General features: G+C 68.0%; 15 protein-coding genes. 11 read left to right on the top strand and 4 right to left on the bottom strand.

The genetic code is table 11. From position 1 onward, the window contains the following. Positions 1-14: 14 nt before the first annotated feature. Genes VLK31_RS13565 through VLK31_RS13555 form a run of 3 tightly spaced genes read left to right on the top strand, consistent with a single transcriptional unit; the run spans position 15 to position 3,327 of the window. The gene (locus tag VLK31_RS13565) at positions 15-1,229 is read left to right on the top strand and encodes a class I SAM-dependent methyltransferase (RefSeq protein WP_409168930.1); all 1,215 of its coding nucleotides are present in this window, start codon (positions 15-17) and stop codon (positions 1,227-1,229) included. A gap of 11 nt (positions 1,230-1,240) precedes the next feature. Continuing rightward, the gene (locus VLK31_RS13560) at positions 1,241-2,536 is read left to right on the top strand and encodes an MFS transporter (protein ID WP_409168929.1); all 1,296 of its coding nucleotides are present in this window, start codon (positions 1,241-1,243) and stop codon (positions 2,534-2,536) included. Continuing rightward, on the top strand, positions 2,533-3,327 hold the full coding sequence (locus tag VLK31_RS13555) for an SDR family NAD(P)-dependent oxidoreductase (protein ID WP_409168928.1): 795 nt from the start codon (positions 2,533-2,535) through the stop codon (positions 3,325-3,327). Before VLK31_RS13560 ends, VLK31_RS13555 begins: the two co-directional genes overlap by 4 nt. Positions 3,328-3,369: 42 nt before the next feature. Here VLK31_RS13555 and VLK31_RS13550 read toward each other — a convergent pair whose 3' ends face one another. Beyond that, positions 3,370-3,981, bottom strand: a complete 612-nt coding sequence (locus VLK31_RS13550) for a glutathione S-transferase N-terminal domain-containing protein (protein ID WP_409168927.1) — start codon at positions 3,979-3,981, stop codon at positions 3,370-3,372. A 130-nt stretch (positions 3,982-4,111) separates the two neighbouring features. Between VLK31_RS13550 and purB the strand changes: the two genes are divergently transcribed. The 4 genes from purB (at position 4,112) to VLK31_RS13530 (ending at position 9,352) form a co-directional block, all read left to right on the top strand. Beyond that, positions 4,112-5,491, top strand: coding sequence for an adenylosuccinate lyase (gene purB / locus VLK31_RS13545; protein WP_409168926.1), 1,380 nt, complete (start codon positions 4,112-4,114; stop codon positions 5,489-5,491). A 136-nt stretch (positions 5,492-5,627) separates the two neighbouring features. Then, positions 5,628-6,581, top strand: a complete 954-nt coding sequence (locus VLK31_RS13540) for a PepSY-associated TM helix domain-containing protein (protein ID WP_409168925.1) — start codon at positions 5,628-5,630, stop codon at positions 6,579-6,581. Positions 6,582-6,613: 32 nt separating this feature from the next. Continuing rightward, complete coding sequence (locus VLK31_RS13535; protein WP_409169248.1) at positions 6,614-8,746, top strand: TonB-dependent receptor family protein; 2,133 nt, start codon at positions 6,614-6,616, stop codon at positions 8,744-8,746. Between the two features lie 45 nt (positions 8,747-8,791). After that, complete coding sequence (locus tag VLK31_RS13530; RefSeq protein WP_409168924.1) at positions 8,792-9,352, top strand: YaeQ family protein; 561 nt, start codon at positions 8,792-8,794, stop codon at positions 9,350-9,352. Between the two features lie 141 nt (positions 9,353-9,493). On the opposite strand, the gene VLK31_RS13525 is transcribed toward VLK31_RS13530, so the two are convergent. Continuing rightward, positions 9,494-9,805 carry a putative signal transducing protein gene (locus tag VLK31_RS13525; protein WP_409168923.1) on the bottom strand — a complete coding sequence of 104 codons (312 nt, stop codon included), beginning with the start codon at positions 9,803-9,805 and terminating at the stop codon, positions 9,494-9,496. 2 nt (positions 9,806-9,807) lie between these two features. Continuing rightward, positions 9,808-10,275 (bottom strand): DUF3717 domain-containing protein, encoded by a 468-nt coding sequence (locus tag VLK31_RS13520; RefSeq protein ID WP_409168922.1) that lies wholly within the window; start codon positions 10,273-10,275, stop codon positions 9,808-9,810. Positions 10,276-10,764: 489 nt separating this feature from the next. Between VLK31_RS13520 and VLK31_RS13515 the strand changes: the two genes are divergently transcribed. The 3 genes from VLK31_RS13515 (at position 10,765) to VLK31_RS13505 (ending at position 12,495) form a co-directional block, all read left to right on the top strand. Further along, on the top strand, positions 10,765-11,511 hold the full coding sequence (locus VLK31_RS13515) for a TerC family protein (protein ID WP_409168921.1): 747 nt from the start codon (positions 10,765-10,767) through the stop codon (positions 11,509-11,511). Positions 11,512-11,584: 73 nt separating this feature from the next. Beyond that, positions 11,585-12,049 carry a hypothetical protein gene (locus tag VLK31_RS13510; RefSeq protein ID WP_409168920.1) on the top strand — a complete coding sequence of 155 codons (465 nt, stop codon included), beginning with the start codon at positions 11,585-11,587 and terminating at the stop codon, positions 12,047-12,049. Positions 12,050-12,141: 92 nt separating this feature from the next. Then, positions 12,142-12,495, top strand: coding sequence for a phage holin family protein (locus tag VLK31_RS13505; RefSeq protein WP_409168919.1), 354 nt, complete (start codon positions 12,142-12,144; stop codon positions 12,493-12,495). A gap of 85 nt (positions 12,496-12,580) precedes the next feature. On the opposite strand, the gene VLK31_RS13500 is transcribed toward VLK31_RS13505, so the two are convergent. After that, on the bottom strand, positions 12,581-14,035 hold the full coding sequence (locus VLK31_RS13500; protein WP_409169247.1) for a M48 family metalloprotease: 1,455 nt from the start codon (positions 14,033-14,035) through the stop codon (positions 12,581-12,583). A 174-nt stretch (positions 14,036-14,209) separates the two neighbouring features. Here VLK31_RS13500 and moaC point away from each other — a divergent pair, with 174 nt between their 5' ends. Then, positions 14,210-14,707, top strand: coding sequence for a cyclic pyranopterin monophosphate synthase MoaC (gene moaC, locus VLK31_RS13495; RefSeq protein WP_409168918.1), 498 nt, complete (start codon positions 14,210-14,212; stop codon positions 14,705-14,707). The last annotated feature ends 26 nt before the right edge of the window (positions 14,708-14,733 follow it).

Below are 14,733 nucleotides of genomic sequence, written 5' to 3'. Positions count from 1 at the left end.
GAAGGTATTTCTCCATGACTTCCACCACCACGGCCTCCCGCTTTTCGCTTCCACAGGACGCACCCGGTGCCGCGCGCACCGTGCTGGGCCTGCTGCAGAAGCTGGCCTACGGCTCGCTCACCGTGCGCCTGCCGGACGACTCGGTGCGCCACTTCGGCGCCACGCCGGGCAGCGGGCCCACGGCCTCGCTCACGCTGCGCAACTGGAACGTGTGCCATGCGGCGCTCAAGTCGGGCGACATCGGCTTTGCCGAAAGCTACATCGCCGGCGACTGGACCACGCCCAACCTCACCGAGCTGATCAAGGTGTTCATTGCCAACCGCCGCGCCATGGAAGACGTGGTGTACGGCAGCTGGTTCGGGCGGCTCGTGTACCGGGTGCGGCACATCATGAACCGCAACAGCAAGGCCGGCAGCTCGCGCAACATCCATGCGCACTACGACCTGGGCAATGCGTTCTACAAGCTCTGGCTCGACGAGACGATGAACTACTCGTCGGCCTGGTTCGAGGGCGACCTGACCAAGCCGATGCCCGTGGCGCAGCGCGCCAAGGTGCGCCGCGCGCTCACACTGGCGGGCGTCAAGCCCGGTGACCGCGTGCTGGAGATCGGCTGCGGCTGGGGCGCGCTGGCCGAAATGGCCGCCACCGACTTCGGCGCAGCCGTGACCGGCGTCACGCTGTCCACCGAGCAACTGGCCTTTGCCCAGCACCGCACCGCCGGCATGGGCACCGACCTGCGCCTGCAGGACTACCGTGACATCACCGACGCGCCCTTCGACGCCGTGTGCTCCGTGGAAATGGTGGAGGCCGTGGGCCGCGCCTACTGGCCGACCTACTTCCAGGCCGTGAGCCGGCTGCTCAAGCCGGGCGGCCACGCCTGCGTGCAGAGCATCGTGATCGACGACGAGCTGTTCGACCGCTACATCGACTCCACCGACTTCATTCAGCAGTACATCTTTCCGGGCGGCTGCCTGCCCTGCCCGCGCGAGTTCCGCCGCGAGGCCGAGGCCGCCGGGCTGGACGTGGTGGACGAATTTGCCTTTGGCGCCGACTACGCCGAGACACTGCGCCGCTGGCGCGAAAGCTTCCTGGCGCAGCGTGCCCACATCCTGCAGCTGGGCTTCGACGAGCGCTTCATGCGCATCTGGGAGTTCTACCTGGCGTACTGCGAGGCCGCGTTCTCGCAGGCCAACATCGACGTGGTGCAGTACACGCTGCGCAAGCGCTAGAAACGCGCTTCGTGCCCCCCACTTTCGGAACCCTCGACGGCCTGCGCTACGGGCTGCTCGGACTGCCGCTCGCGTTCGTCGCGCTGCCGCTGTATGTGCTGCTGCCCAACCACTACGCGCGCGCCTTCGGCGTGCCGCTGGCCATGCTGGGCGCGGTGCTGCTGGGCGCGCGGCTGCTCGACGCGCTGGTCGATCCGCTGCTCGGGCGCCTGAGCGACCGGCTGCATGCGCGCTCGGCCAAGGCCGTGCTGGGCTGCGGCGCCTTCGCCTCGGGCGTGCTGCTGCTGGGCTTCGGGCTGCTGTTCTTTCCGCAACTGCTGGTCGACCCTGCCCGCCACGGCGCGCTGCTGGCGGTGGCGGCCGTGCTGCTGGCGCTGACCTATGCGGGCTACAGCATGCTGAGCATCGCGCACCAGTCTTGGGGCGCGATGCTGGGCGGCGACGCGCTGCAGCGCGGGCGCATCGTCGGCTGGCGCGAAGGCATGGGGCTGGTGGGCGTGGTGCTGGCCTCGGTGGTGCCGACCGTGGCGGGCTTTCCCGCGATGGTGGCGCTGTTCGGCGTGTTGCTGGTCGTCGGCTGGTGGCTGTGGACGCAGGCGCCGCGCCCGGTGCGAGGCGACCTGCCGCATGCCAGCGTCGACCTGCGCCTGCCGCTGCGCAGCCCCGCGTTTAGACGGCTGCTGACCGTGTTCGTGCTCAACGGCATTGCCAGCGCGGTGCCCGCCACGCTGGTGCTGTTCTTCGTGCAAGACCGGCTGCAGGCGCCGGCCGCGCTGGAGCCGGCGTTTCTGGGGCTGTACTTCGTGATGGCCGCGGCGTCGATTCCGGCGTGGCTGCGCATCGTGCGCCGCTTCGGGTTGGCGCGCTCCTGGCTGGGCGGCATGTGCATGTCGGTGGCGGTGTTCGCCTGGGCCGGCGCCATGGGCGCGGGGGACGCGCTGCCGTTTCTGGTGGTGTGCGCGCTCTCGGGCTTTGCCATCGGTTCCGACCTGGTGCTGCCGGGCGCCCTGCTGGCCGGCCTCATCGCCGAGGCCGGCGACCAGCCGAACGCCGGCGCCTACTTCGGCTGGTGGAACTTTGCGACCAAGCTCAACCTGGCGCTGGCCGCGGGCCTGGCGCTGCCGCTGCTCGGGCTGGCCGGCTATGTGCCGGGCGCGCGCGAACCCGGGGCGCTGCAGGCGCTGTCGCTCGCCTACTGCCTGCTGCCGTGCGTGCTCAAGGTGGCGGCGGGGCTGGCGCTGTGGGCGCTGGTGATTCGGCCGGCGCCCTCTCTTACGTCGTCTCCGCTCCCGAAAGTCTCCCCTTGAAGCCACTCAATCCGCCGCTGACCGACTGGCAGGGCAAGACGGCGTGGGTCGTCGGCGCGTCCTCGGGCATCGGCCGCGCGACGGTGCTGGCGCTGCTGGCACGTGGCGCGCGGGTGGCGGTGTCGGCGCGCAACGGCGAGGCGCTCGAGGCGCTGGCGGCGCTGCACAACGAGCCCGGCCAGCCACCGCGCGTGATCGTGCTGCCGCTGGACGTGCGCGACGCCACGGCGGTGGCCGACGCGCATGCGCACCTGCTCGCGGCCACGGGCGGCATCGATTTCGTGCTGCACAACGCCGCCACCTACGACGCCCTGCGCGCGGACGCCTTCGCGCTGGACACCATGCTGGCGCACCAGCAGGTCAACTACGTCGGTGCGCTCAATGTGCTGGCGGTGGTGCTGCCGCACTTCGTGGCGCTGGGCGCGGGGCACATCGCCATCACGGGCAGCGTGGCGGCGTTTCGCGGCCTGCCCAAAAGCCTGGCCTACGGCCCGACCAAGGCGGCGCTCACCAACCTGGCCGAGGTGCTGTACGTCGACCTGCATGCGCGCGGCATCGGCGTGAGCCTGGTGCAGCCGGGCTTCGTCGACACGCCGCTCACCGCCAAGAACGACTTCAAGATGCCCGCGCTGATGACGCCCGCCGCGGCAGCCGAGGCGATGCTCGACGGCTGGCGCCGGGGCCATTTCGAGATTCACTTTCCGCGCCGCTTCACCTTCTGGATGAAGCTGATGCGGCTGCTGCCGTACCGGCTGTACTTTCCGGCGGTGGCGCGCCTCACGGGGCTGTAGAAAAAAAGGCGCCAAAGAAAAAGGCGCCGGAGGCGCCTTGGTTCAGGGTTGCGTGTCGACGAAGCTGGGCCGCAGCATGAGCTTGTCGTACAGCTTGCCCAGGTTGGCGTGGTCGGCGCGCCAGTCGATCTCGGGGAAGCGCAGGTTCAGCCAGCCCAGCGTGCAGCCCACCGCAATGTCCGACAGGCTCAAGTGAATGCCGCTGCAGAAAGGCTTGTCGGCCAGGCCCTTGGCCATGGCGGCAATGCCGCCCTCCACCTTGGCGCGCTGGCGCTCGATCCAGGCGGCGCTGCGCTCGCCGTCGTTGCGCCCGCTCCAGGTGGCTTCCAGGCGCCAGAGCACGCCGGCGTCCATGACGCCGTCCGCCAGCGCCTCCCAGGTCTTGACCTCGGCGCGCTCGCGGCCCTGTTGCGGAATCAGCTTGCCGACCGGCGACAGGGTGTCGAGGTATTCGACGATCACGCGCGAGTCGAACATCGCCTCGCCGCCTTCCATGATCAGGCAAGGCACCTTCCCCAAGGGGTTGGAGCTGGAAATCGTGGTCTCGGCGGCCCAGACGTCTTCGATGACAAACTGGTAATCGAGCCGCTTTTCGGCCAGCACCACGCGCACCTTGCGCACATAAGGGCTGGCGGCGGATCCGATCAGTTTCATGAAGGCTCTCTCCCTAAGCGTGAAAACGTTTGTTAATAGTCATTTTAGGTGAACGGGAAAACCAGGGCCTCAAATAGAGTGCCATGTGTCGGCAGCACCCCACGAACCGCCAGCCGCCTAAAATTCGGGCATGAGCTTTTCCACCGTTTCCGCCCTCTCCCCCCTTGACGGTCGCTATGCGACCAAACTCGCGGCGCTGCGTCCGCTGATGAGCGAGCAGGGCTATATGCACCGGCGCGTGCAAGTCGAGGTGGCGTGGTTCATTGCGCTGTCCGACTGCGGCTTTGCCGAATTCAAGCCCCTCACGGGCGGCGCGCGCAAGTACCTGCTGGGCCTCGTGGCCCACTTTTCCGAGGCCGATGCGCTGGCCATCAAGGAAATCGAAAAAACCACCAACCACGACGTGAAGGCGGTCGAGTACTGGATCAAGTCCAAGTTCGAAGCCCGGCCGGAGCTGCTGGCCGCCGCCGAGTTCGTGCACTTCGCCTGCACCAGCGAAGACATCAACAACACCAGCCACGCCCTGCAGATTCAGGCCGCGCGCGAAAAGGTGATGCTGCCGGCCATCGACGGCCTGATTGCCAAGCTGCGCGAAATGTCGCACCAGTTCGCCGACGTATCGATGCTCGCGCGCACCCACGGGCAAACCGCCAGCCCCACCACCGTGGGCAAGGAAATCGCCAACGTGGCGGTGCGCCTGACCAAGGCCCGTGCGCAGATTGCCGCGGTGCAGCTGCTGGGCAAGATGAACGGCGCGGTGGGCAACTACAACGCCCACCTGGCCGCCTGGCCCGACTTCGACTGGGAGGCCTTCAGCCGCAAGGTCGTGGAGACGCCCGCGCCGCTGGGCCTGGGCCTGAGCTTTCAGCCGTACAGCATTCAGATCGAGCCGCACGACTACATGGCCGAGCTGTTCGACGCGGTGGCCCGTGCCAACACCATCCTGATCGACTTCTCGCGCGACGTCTGGGGCTATGTGAGCCTGGGCTACTTCAAGCAGCGCCTGAAGAAGGGCGAAATCGGCTCCAGCACGATGCCGCACAAGGTCAACCCGATCGACTTCGAGAACGCCGAAGGCAACCTGGGCCTGGCCAACGCGGTGCTGCGCCACCTGAGCGAAAAACTGCCCATCAGCCGCTGGCAGCGCGACCTGACCGACAGCACGGTGCTGCGCAACATCGGCGTGGCCGTGGGCTACGCCACGCTGGCGTATGCGAGCCTGGCCACCGGCCTGGGCAAGCTCGAACTGAACGAAGAAGCCCTGGCCGACGACCTCGACGCCTCGTGGGAAGTGCTGGCCGAGCCGATCCAGACCGTGATGCGCCGCTTTGGCGTGCAGGGCGCCTACGAGCAGCTGAAGGAAGTGACGCGCGGCAAGACCGTGACGGCAGAGGCGCTGCACGGGCTGATTCGTTCTTTGGAGATCCCGGATGAGGAAAAAGCCCGCCTTCTGGCCATGACGCCAGCCAGCTACGTGGGCAAGGCGGCGGAGCTCGCCCGTAGAATTTAAGGCCTCGCGTACCAACAAAACAGCCGCCTGAGGGCGGCTGTTTTGCTTTGGACGCCTGCTGCACTCTTTCCAGCCAACGCCCGCGCAGGGCACCAGCCAACAACACTTTGCAAGGGACTCGCCGTCCCCGTTGGTCATGCGCGCGCCCCTCAGACGCCTCTGGCTCCTGATTCACCGCTGGATCGGCCTTGCGCTCGGCCCGATCCTCGCCCTCACGGCGCTGCTCGGCGCCGTGCTGGTGGTCGCGTTGCCGCTCGACCGCCATGCGCATCCGGCCCTTTTCACCGCCCGCTCGGCGGGTGACGCCGCACAGCCGCTCGAGCCGTTGCGCCAACGGCTGGCCGCAGAGTTCGGCCCCGACGCCAACTTCACGCTGCGCCCGCCGCGCCAACCCGGCGACACGCTGTGGGTGCTGGTGCGCGGCAAGTGGGACGGCACGCTGTACCTCGACCCCGCCACCGGTGCGGAGCAAGGCCGGCGCGGCACGCACGAGGGCGCCTACAACCTGCTGTTCGAGCTGCACAGCACGGGCGGCGCGGTGCTGGGGCTGCTGCTTGCGGTGTCGGTGGCCACGGGCGCCTACATGGCGTGGCGGCCGCTGGGCAATTTCATCTCCGGGGCCATGGGCCAGCAGCCGCTCAAGCCGCCGGTGATCGCAAAGGGCGCCGCAAGCGGCCCGCGCCTGCCGCTGGACGCGCTCGTGGCCCGCGCGCAGCAGGCCTTTCCGGGCCAGCCCATCGGCTACATCCAGGTGCCCGGCCAAAGCGGCCGGCCGGTGCGTGTGCGCTTTCGCCTGCCGGACGACCCGCACCCCAACGGCATCGGCTCGGTGTGGCTGAACCCGGCGACGGGCGAGGTGCTGGCCGCGCGCAAGTGGCAGGACCTGGACACCGGCAACGGCGCGGTGGCGGTGATCTATCCGTTGCACACCGGCGCGCTGGGCGGCCTGCCGCACCAGGTGCTCACCGCATTGCTGGGCCTAGCGCTCGGAGGGCTGGGACTGAGTGGCATCTGGCTCTGGTGGCGCCGGCGCGCGGCCACGGCACGACACAGTTTCATCAGTAGAAAACCAGAAGGAGGGATCCCTTGATCACACGCAAACACAAACGCACAGCCGTTGCCATGGCGCTGCTGCCCCTGAGCCTGCAAGGCTTTGCCGCCGAGGCGCCGCCCGCGGCGGAGCCTTCGAAATCGCTCGAGGCCATCACCGTCACCGGCGACTGGCTCGGCAGCCCCAGCGAGACCAAGGTGCTCGAACACCCGGGCGCGCGGACCATCATCGAGCGCCAGCAGATCCAGGAAAGCGGCTCGGCCAGCGTGCGCGACGTGCTGCGCCAGGTGCCCGGCGTGCAGGTGCAGGAGAGCAACGGCACCGGCGGCAGCGACATCTCGCTGAACGTGGGCGTGCGCGGCCTCACCTCACGGCTGTCGCCGCGCTCCACCATCCTGCTGGACGGCGTGCCGCTGGCGTACGCGCCCTATGGCCAGCCGCAGCTGTCGCTGGCGCCGGTGTCGCTGGGCAACCTGGAGGCGGTCGACGTGGTGCGCGGCGCGGGTTCGGTGCGCTATGGGCCGCAAAACGTGGGCGGCATCATCAACTTCGTGACGCGCTCTATCCCCAGGCAGTTTGCAGGTGAAGTGAGCGTGGGCGTGGAAAGCGCCGGCCATGGCGGTGGCACCAAGACCACGCCGACGCTGTTCGTCGGCGGCACCAACGAGAACGGCCTGGGCCTCGCGCTGCTCTATTCGGGCACGCACGGTGACGGCTTTCGTCAAGGCAACGACCACACCAGCATCGACGACCTGATGCTCAAGGGCGCCTACCGGATCTCGAAGACCGACGATGTCGCCATCACGCTGCATCACTTCGAAGGCACGGGCCGCATGCCCGGCGGCCTGACTACCGCGCAGTTCGCGGCCAACCCGTTCCAGTCGGACCGCCCCTTCGACGAGTTCACGGGCCGGCGCACCGACGGCTCGGTCAAGTACACGCACAACGACGGCGTGAACAAGTTCGAAATGCTGAGCTACTACACGGACTCGTACCGCAGCAGCTACCTCGAGCAGGAAGGCACGGGCGCCAGCGCCGGCAAGCGGCGCCTGACCAGCGCGCCGCGCAACTACAAGACCTTTGCCGTGGAGCCGCGCTACTCGCGACTGTTCGACTCGGGCAGCGTGGTGCAGGAGGTGAGCGTGGGCGTGCGCTACCTCAGGGAAGAAGCCGCCGAGGTGGCGGCGCGCACCGGCTACTACACGCCGTCCCCCACCGAGAACGCCTACACGCGCACCCAGGCCCCTTACCAGACCAGCAAGGGCGGCACGGTCGCGCACGCCTTCTACATCGACGACCGGATCGACTTCGGCAACTGGACCGTCACGCCCGGTGTGCGCTACGAGTCCTTCCGCTCGCACAACGACGTGTTCACCGTGGCCAACGGCCGCATCACCAACGCGATCTACCCGAAGATCGATTCCAACGAAGTGCTCCCGACGCTGTCGGTGCTCTACCGCGTGAACGAGCGCTGGTCGGTGTTTGCCAATGCCGGCGTGTCGTTCGGCCCGCAGCAGTACGCCCAGCTCGCGCAGTCCACCACCAGCCTGCACCCCGAGAAGGCCAAGACCTACGAGATTGGCACGCACTACAAGGGCGAAGCCTGGAGCGGGGAGCTGACGCTGTTCAACATCAACTTCGACAAGGAGCTGCAGCTGGCGCGCTCCATCACCGGCGACGTGGGCCAATGGACCGACCTGGGCGCCACCCGGCACCGCGGGCTGGAGTCGGCCCTGCGCTACGACCTGGCCAATCTGAGCGCCTCGCTGAAGGGCCTGTCGGTCTCCGGGACCTACACGTACACGCAGGCCATCTCCAAGGCCGGCAACTTCGCCGGGCGCGACCTGCCGTTCTACTCGCGCCAGGTGGCGTCGCTGGGCGCGCGCTACGAGCGCGGGCCGTGGACCCTGAATGCCGACATCTACGCGCAATCGAAGCAGCGTTCGCCAGGCTCGCCTGACGACGGCGCGAAGTACGTCAACAAGGAAGACGCGACCGGGCGCCTGGGCAACATCCCGGGCTACACCACCCTGAACCTGCGCGCGGCCTACGACTTCGGCCCGTCGATGCGCAACCTGAAGCTGGCCGTCGGCATCAAGAACCTGTTCGACCGCCGCTACTACAACCGCTCGATCGACAACAACGGCGGCAAGTACGTGGGCCAGCCGCGCACGCTGTACGCGCAAGCGTCGGTCGCGTTCTGAGCCCCGGGGGGCGCGGGTGTGCATCGGGCATAAACTCGCGCACCCATGGCGCTCAAATCCACCATCTTCAAGGCCACCCTCGCGGTGGCCGACATCGACCACGGCTACTACGCCGACCATGCGCTGACCCTGGCGCGCCACCCCAGCGAGACCGACGAACGGATGATGATCCGGCTGGTCGCGCTCGCGCTCAACGCGCACCAGCTGCAGGACGTGTGCAACGGCGACGGCACGCTGGCCTTTGGCGCCGGCCTGTCGAACGTCGAGGAGCCCGATGTGTGGCTGCGCGACTTCACCGGCCAGGTCAAGATCTGGATCGAGGTGGGCCAGCCGGAAGACAAGCCCGTGCTCAAGGCCTGCGGCAAGGCGGACGAGGTGATCGTGTATTGCTTCAACCACGCCGCCGAGATCTGGTGGCGCGGCATGGAGAACAAGCTCACGCGGCCGCAGAACCTGAAGGTCTACCGCGTGCCGACCGTCGCCTCGCAGGCGCTGGCCGCACTCGCCAAGCGCAGCATGCAGCTGCAGGCGACCATCCAGGAAAACACGCTGACGCTGGGCGACGGCACGAACTCCATCGACGTCGAACTGGTGCGCTGGAAGTAAGGCTCGCCCCCAGGCTTCGCGGCACTTCGTGTCCGCTTCTCCTTCCCCCTACCGGGGGCAACACCTGCGGCCCGGCAAAGCCGGTTCCGCGGTGTTCCGCGAAGGGGGAACGGCTCGCCGGTTCGGTTAGGTTCGGTTCGCTCAGGCCGCGGCGGCCGGCATCATCTCGCCGCACTGCCAGCACTGTTCGAAGCCGCCTTCGACCTGCTCGCCGCACACGCACAGCCAGCTGCGTTGCGGGCGGTGCTGCAGATCGTGCAGCAGGCGCCTGGCCAGTTCGTACTGGGCCTCGTCGTCGATCCAGATTTCGGGCAGGCACTGGTCGGGCGGCAACTGGCCCATGACCGCGCCCAGAAATTCACGCTGCACCGTGGCGGCCACGCCCTCTTCGCACAAGGCGTGCGCCCACACCGTTGCAATGGCGAGGTTGGGGGCTTGGGCGAGGCGGCGCATGGTCAGGGCGCCCAGTTCTTTTCGTCGGGATCGAACTCGGGCTCGGCTGCCGAAGCCGACGTGTCCCCTTCCCGCGCCCGTTCCGCATAGCGGTTGAAGCGCCAGGCCGAGTCTTCCATGGTGATGCGGCGCCAGGTGACGCGCTTTTCAACCGGGGTCATGGCGGGCCAGAACTGCACCTCGTCGAAGCTGCGCCCGCAGCCCTTGCATTCGTCGTCGCCCTGGCTGGTGGAGCAGATGGCGATGCACGGCGTGTCGGGCGTGCTCTCGTACCAGCCCATCCACGCGGCCCAGGCCTTGGGCGGAAAACCGACCTCGTCGACCTCGTCTTCGTGGTGGAACACCATGAGCGCGTACACCTCGGCCAGCGCGCGCAATTCGGGGCCCAGCGTGATGCCGTCGGGCGAGGGCGTCTTCTCGCGCCAGTGGTTGATGGCGGCCTCGATGTCGGTGATGTGTATGGCGGCCATGGAAGGTGAAAAAACAGCGGACGGCGATCATAGTCCGGCAATGTCCCGAGGCGTCGAAGGGGCAAGATCGCTATGAAAAAAATAGCGCCTCAGCCACTGTTCATGCGCGTCTTGAAGGGGTTCTTCTCAAGCCCCTGAAAACTTTCGATTGCGCCGCCGCGCGCTTCGATGCTTTAATCCGCCCCACGAAGGGGAGTAGCTCCCGACCGCTGTCCACGGCAGCGCGAATCGTCAGGTCGTCAATACGAAGCAAAACACTTCCGGCCTGTCGGGCAACGTACGCGCACTTGCGCGCGCGCTGTCGAGCAAGACCTTCGATTTGAACCTGTGCAGGTTTGGTCGAAGCGTTCGCAAGTCCCCGGGTTTCCCGGCCTTCAATTCTTCGCTTTCGACCTCACCCGCCCAGGATGAATCGAAACGCATCGGCATGCGCCCTCCGTCGTCACCCCTGCAGGGAGAGACAGGGGCGCGAAGACAAAAGAGGACGCTATGGAAATGTTCATGACCCCGGAATTCTGGGTCGCTGTCGGTCAGATCATCATGATCGACATCCTGCTCGGTGGCGACAACGCCGTCGTGATCGCGCTGGCCTGCCGCAAGCTGCCGCCCGCGCAACGCACCAAGGGCATTCTTTGGGGCACAGCCGGCGCCATCATCCTGCGCGTCATCCTGATCTTCTTTGCGCTCACGCTGCTGGCCATTCCGTTCCTGAAGCTGGTCGGCGCCATCCTGCTGCTGTGGATCGGCGTGAAGCTGCTGGCCCCCGAGCACGACGACGCGCACGGCAACATCTCCGGCAGCGACAAGCTGTGGGGCGCCGTCAAGACCGTGATCATTGCCGACCTGGTGATGAGCGTGGACAACGTCATCGCCATTGCCGGTGCCGCGCAAGGCGCGGGCGAAGGCCACCAGATGCCGCTCGTGATCTTCGGCCTGCTCGTGAGCATCCCGATCATCGTGTGGGGCAGCCAGCTGGTGATCAAGCTGATGGACCGCTTCCCGATGATCATCACGGCCGGCGGCATGCTGCTGGGCTGGATCGCCGGCACGATGGCCGTGTCCGACCCCGCGCTGGCGAACGCCGCCGCCTGGACCTGGGTGCCGAAGGTGCCGCAGACCGACGTCATCAAGTACGCCGCCGGCGCTGCCGGTGCGCTGCTGGTGCTGGCCCTGGGCAAGTGGGTGGCCGCACGCAACGCACGCAACAGGCCTGCCACGGCCGTGGCGGCCGACTGAGCCCCGCGAGGCACGCCAGAAACTTACGGGCCCCCACAGCCTCTGTCACTCTAACTACCTGAAGGAGCACGCCATGGAAAAGATCATTCTTTATGTCGACGACGTCACCTACGCCTGTGAGCAGTTCGCCGAACTGGCGCCGGACGCGAACAGCGTGGTGGCGCGCCATTGGGTGCTCGTGGCGTGCGCGCCGCGCATGACGCATCGCATCAGCAAGTGGGTGAGCCACAGCGCGCGCGAGAACTGGCGCGCCAAGTGGTTCAGCAAGGTGCAGGCGCAGATGCTGCCGCTGCTGGAGCGCAACGGCGGTGTGGTCACCCCGGTGCTGGCCAAGGGCCCGCTCGCCGACTTCACGGCGCAGCTCAAGCGCGAGCACGCCGCGGACCACGTGGTGGATGCGCGCCGCCCGAAGATCGGGGTCGACCTGGAGCCGGTGACGCCCGACCAGAAGCCGGCGCATCAGTCGGGCTGGGCCTTTCCCGGTGCCGTGATGGGCATGGGCGCGCTGCTGGTCATGGCGAACGAGCTGGCCGAGTAACACCAACAGCCAGCGCCAAGCGCTCGACGAGCCCCGGTGCGGCAACGCACCGGGGCTCGTTGTTTTTGGGGGGCTGCGGTATCCTGCGCCGCATGCGCATCATCATCAAATGGCTGCTCAGCGCTGTTGCGCTGCTGGCAGTGGCTTATCTCTACAGCGGTGTCCAGGTCAACAGCTTCGGCTCCGCGCTGATCGCGGCGGCGGTGATCGGGCTGCTCAACATGATCGTACGGCCGGTGCTGGTGGTGCTGACGCTGCCCGTCACCATCGTCACGCTCGGGCTGTTTTTGTTCGTGATCAACGCACTGCTGTTCTGGGCCGCGTCGGGGCTGCTGGGCGGCTTCCACGTGAACGGCTTCGTGGCCGCGCTGATCGGCTCGCTGATCTACTCGCTGCTGGGGCTGGTGATCGAGTCCGCGGTGGGCGGGCTGCTCTCCAAGCGCTGAGCGCTACTCAGCGGCGCTCTGCCGCTGGCCTGTTTCAAAGGCGGCTCTGCCGCTGGCCTGTTTCAAAGGCGGCTCTGCCGCTGTTTCACTTCAAAGGCGGCTCCGCCGCCTGTTCCTTCACCAGCACCTCCACCGCCCGCGCACGGGTGTCGATGATCGACGCCTCGTAGTGGTCGATCACCTTCGACTGGCGCACCAGCTCCTGCGCGGCCTTGAAGCGGTCGCGCGCCGCGGGGTAGTCGAGGATGGCGACATTGGCCTCGGCGTCGGCCCGCACCGCGCGCAGCGTGTCGCCTTCGGCGCCGTAGAGGTTGCCCAGCGCGCGCCACACGGTGGCGTCGCGCGGTTTGGCGGCCACCCAGTCGCGCAGCACGGGAATCAGGGGCGCGGGCTGGCGCATGGCGGTGGCGGCTTCGGCGGACAGCAGCATCTCGGGACGCTCCTTCGACTTGGGGTCGAGCAACGCGGCCGCCTTGGGCGCCGCACCCGCGGCCAGTTCGATCTCGGCGCCGAGCCAGCGTGCCTGTTTGGCGGCCGCCGGGTCATCGGCCGTGCGCGCCACCAGGCGCTCGAGCATCGTGCGCGCCGTCTTGTACTCGCGCATTTCCTTGGCCGACAGCGCGGCCGCGTACAGCGTGCCGGCCTGCTGCGCGGGCGAGCTCTTGGCAAACTCGCCGCTGCCGGCGGAATCGATCCACAGCCGCAGCACATCGACGCCGGGGCGCGTGAGAACGCGGGCGCGCGAGGCAATCATGGCGTGGTCCATGGCCAGCGGCAGCGGCGGCGCCGCGTCCATGCGGAACTGAAAGCGGCCCTGCATGTCGGAGATGCGCTCGGTGGTCAGCGGGTGGCTGCGCAGGTAGGGGAACGAGCCGTTGTCGTTCAGGCGCGAGGCGTACTGCAGCTTCTCGAACATGGCGGCAGCGCCCTGCGGCGCAAAGCCCGCCTGCGTCATCACGCCGAAGCCGATGCGGTCGGCCTCGCGCTCCATGTCGCGCGAAAAGTTCAGCTGGTTCTGCGCGAACATCGCCTGGCTGCCCATGATCACGGCCTGGCCGGCGTCGCCGCTGCGGCTGCGGCCGGCCGCGATCATGCCCAGAATCAGCCCGGCGATCATCAGCGGCATCTGCTTGCCCTGCTTGTCCATGATGCGCGAGATGTGGCGCTGCGTGACGTGCGAGAGCTCGTGGCCGAGCACCGTGGCCAGCTCGTCGCGGCTGCCCACCGCCGCGACCAGGCCCAGGTTGAGCCCCAGGTAGCCGCCGGGCAGTGCGAAGGCGTTGATGCTGCGGTCGCGCCCCAGCAGCACGGTCCAGGCAAAGCGCTCGTCGAGCTCGGGCGTGAGCTCGCCGCGGCTGCGCGCGGCCGTCAGCAGGCGCTGCCAGATCTCCTGCACGTAGGCGGCGATGACCGGGTCGTCGATGTAGTCGGGGTCGCGGTACAGCTCACGGGCAATCTGGTCGCCGAGGTGGCGCTCGGCGCTGGCCGTCATTTCGCCGCCGTCGCCCAGGCCGGGCAGCACCTGTTGAATCTGCTGCATCTGGGCCAGCGCGGGCACGGGCAGCAGCGCCTGGGAGGCTATCAAAAAAGTAGCGCACAGCGACCGCAGGGCGGGGGTCAACGGGCTTTTCGGGGGGCGGTGGGGAGTCAAGCGCGGCCTTCCTCGTCAGTGGCTCGGGCTCGTATGATGCGCCTTCAAACCGAACGTTCCACCATGAGCTCTCTCACCCATTTCGACGCCCAGGGCCAGGCCCACATGGTCGACGTCGCCGGCAAGCCCGCCACCCACCGCGTGGCCGTGGCCACGGGGCGCATCGAGATGCAGGCGGCCACGCTGGCGCTCATCGAATCGGGAACGGCCAAGAAGGGCGACGTGCTGGGCATTGCCCGCATCGCCGGCATCCAGGCTGCGAAGAAGACGAGCGACCTGATTCCGCTGTGCCATCCGCTGGCGCTGACGCGCGTGGCGGTTGCATTCGCGCTGGCCGACGCCGCTGGCGATGGCGTGCCGCAGGTGGCCTGCACCGCAACCGTGGAAACCGTCGGGCCGACCGGCGTGGAGATGGAAGCGCTGACCGCCGTGCAGGTGGCGCTGCTTACCATCTACGACATGTGCAAGGCGGTCGACCGGGGGATGCGGATCACCGATGTGCATGTGGTGGAGAAGCATGGGGGCAAGTCGGGGAGCTGGGTGGTGGGCCGCCCCGACTGAACGCAGGCCGGTGCACCGCGCCGCCT

The sequence above is a fragment of the Variovorax sp. H27-G14 genome (assembly GCF_046156345.1).
Taxonomy (GTDB): Bacteria; Pseudomonadota; Gammaproteobacteria; order Burkholderiales; family Burkholderiaceae_C; genus Variovorax.
This window is presented reverse-complemented; position numbering and strand designations above follow the sequence as displayed.

Coding starts and splice junctions, on each gene's coding strand:
- VLK31_RS13565 (WP_409168930.1), top strand. CDS start 15: ATGACTTCCACCACCACGGCCTCCCGCTTTTCGCTTCCACAGGACGCA.
- VLK31_RS13550 (WP_409168927.1), bottom strand. CDS start 3,981: ATGAAACTGATCGGATCCGCCGCCAGCCCTTATGTGCGCAAGGTGCGC.
- purB (WP_409168926.1), top strand. CDS start 4,112: ATGAGCTTTTCCACCGTTTCCGCCCTCTCCCCCCTTGACGGTCGCTAT.
- VLK31_RS13540 (WP_409168925.1), top strand. CDS start 5,628: ATGCGCGCGCCCCTCAGACGCCTCTGGCTCCTGATTCACCGCTGGATC.
- VLK31_RS13535 (WP_409169248.1), top strand. CDS start 6,614: ATGGCGCTGCTGCCCCTGAGCCTGCAAGGCTTTGCCGCCGAGGCGCCG.
- VLK31_RS13530 (WP_409168924.1), top strand. CDS start 8,792: ATGGCGCTCAAATCCACCATCTTCAAGGCCACCCTCGCGGTGGCCGAC.
- VLK31_RS13525 (WP_409168923.1), bottom strand. CDS start 9,805: ATGCGCCGCCTCGCCCAAGCCCCCAACCTCGCCATTGCAACGGTGTGG.
- VLK31_RS13520 (WP_409168922.1), bottom strand. CDS start 10,275: ATGGCCGCCATACACATCACCGACATCGAGGCCGCCATCAACCACTGG.
- VLK31_RS13515 (WP_409168921.1), top strand. CDS start 10,765: ATGGAAATGTTCATGACCCCGGAATTCTGGGTCGCTGTCGGTCAGATC.
- VLK31_RS13510 (WP_409168920.1), top strand. CDS start 11,585: ATGGAAAAGATCATTCTTTATGTCGACGACGTCACCTACGCCTGTGAG.
- VLK31_RS13505 (WP_409168919.1), top strand. CDS start 12,142: ATGCGCATCATCATCAAATGGCTGCTCAGCGCTGTTGCGCTGCTGGCA.
- VLK31_RS13500 (WP_409169247.1), bottom strand. CDS start 14,035: ATGCAGCAGATTCAACAGGTGCTGCCCGGCCTGGGCGACGGCGGCGAA.
- moaC (WP_409168918.1), top strand. CDS start 14,210: ATGAGCTCTCTCACCCATTTCGACGCCCAGGGCCAGGCCCACATGGTC.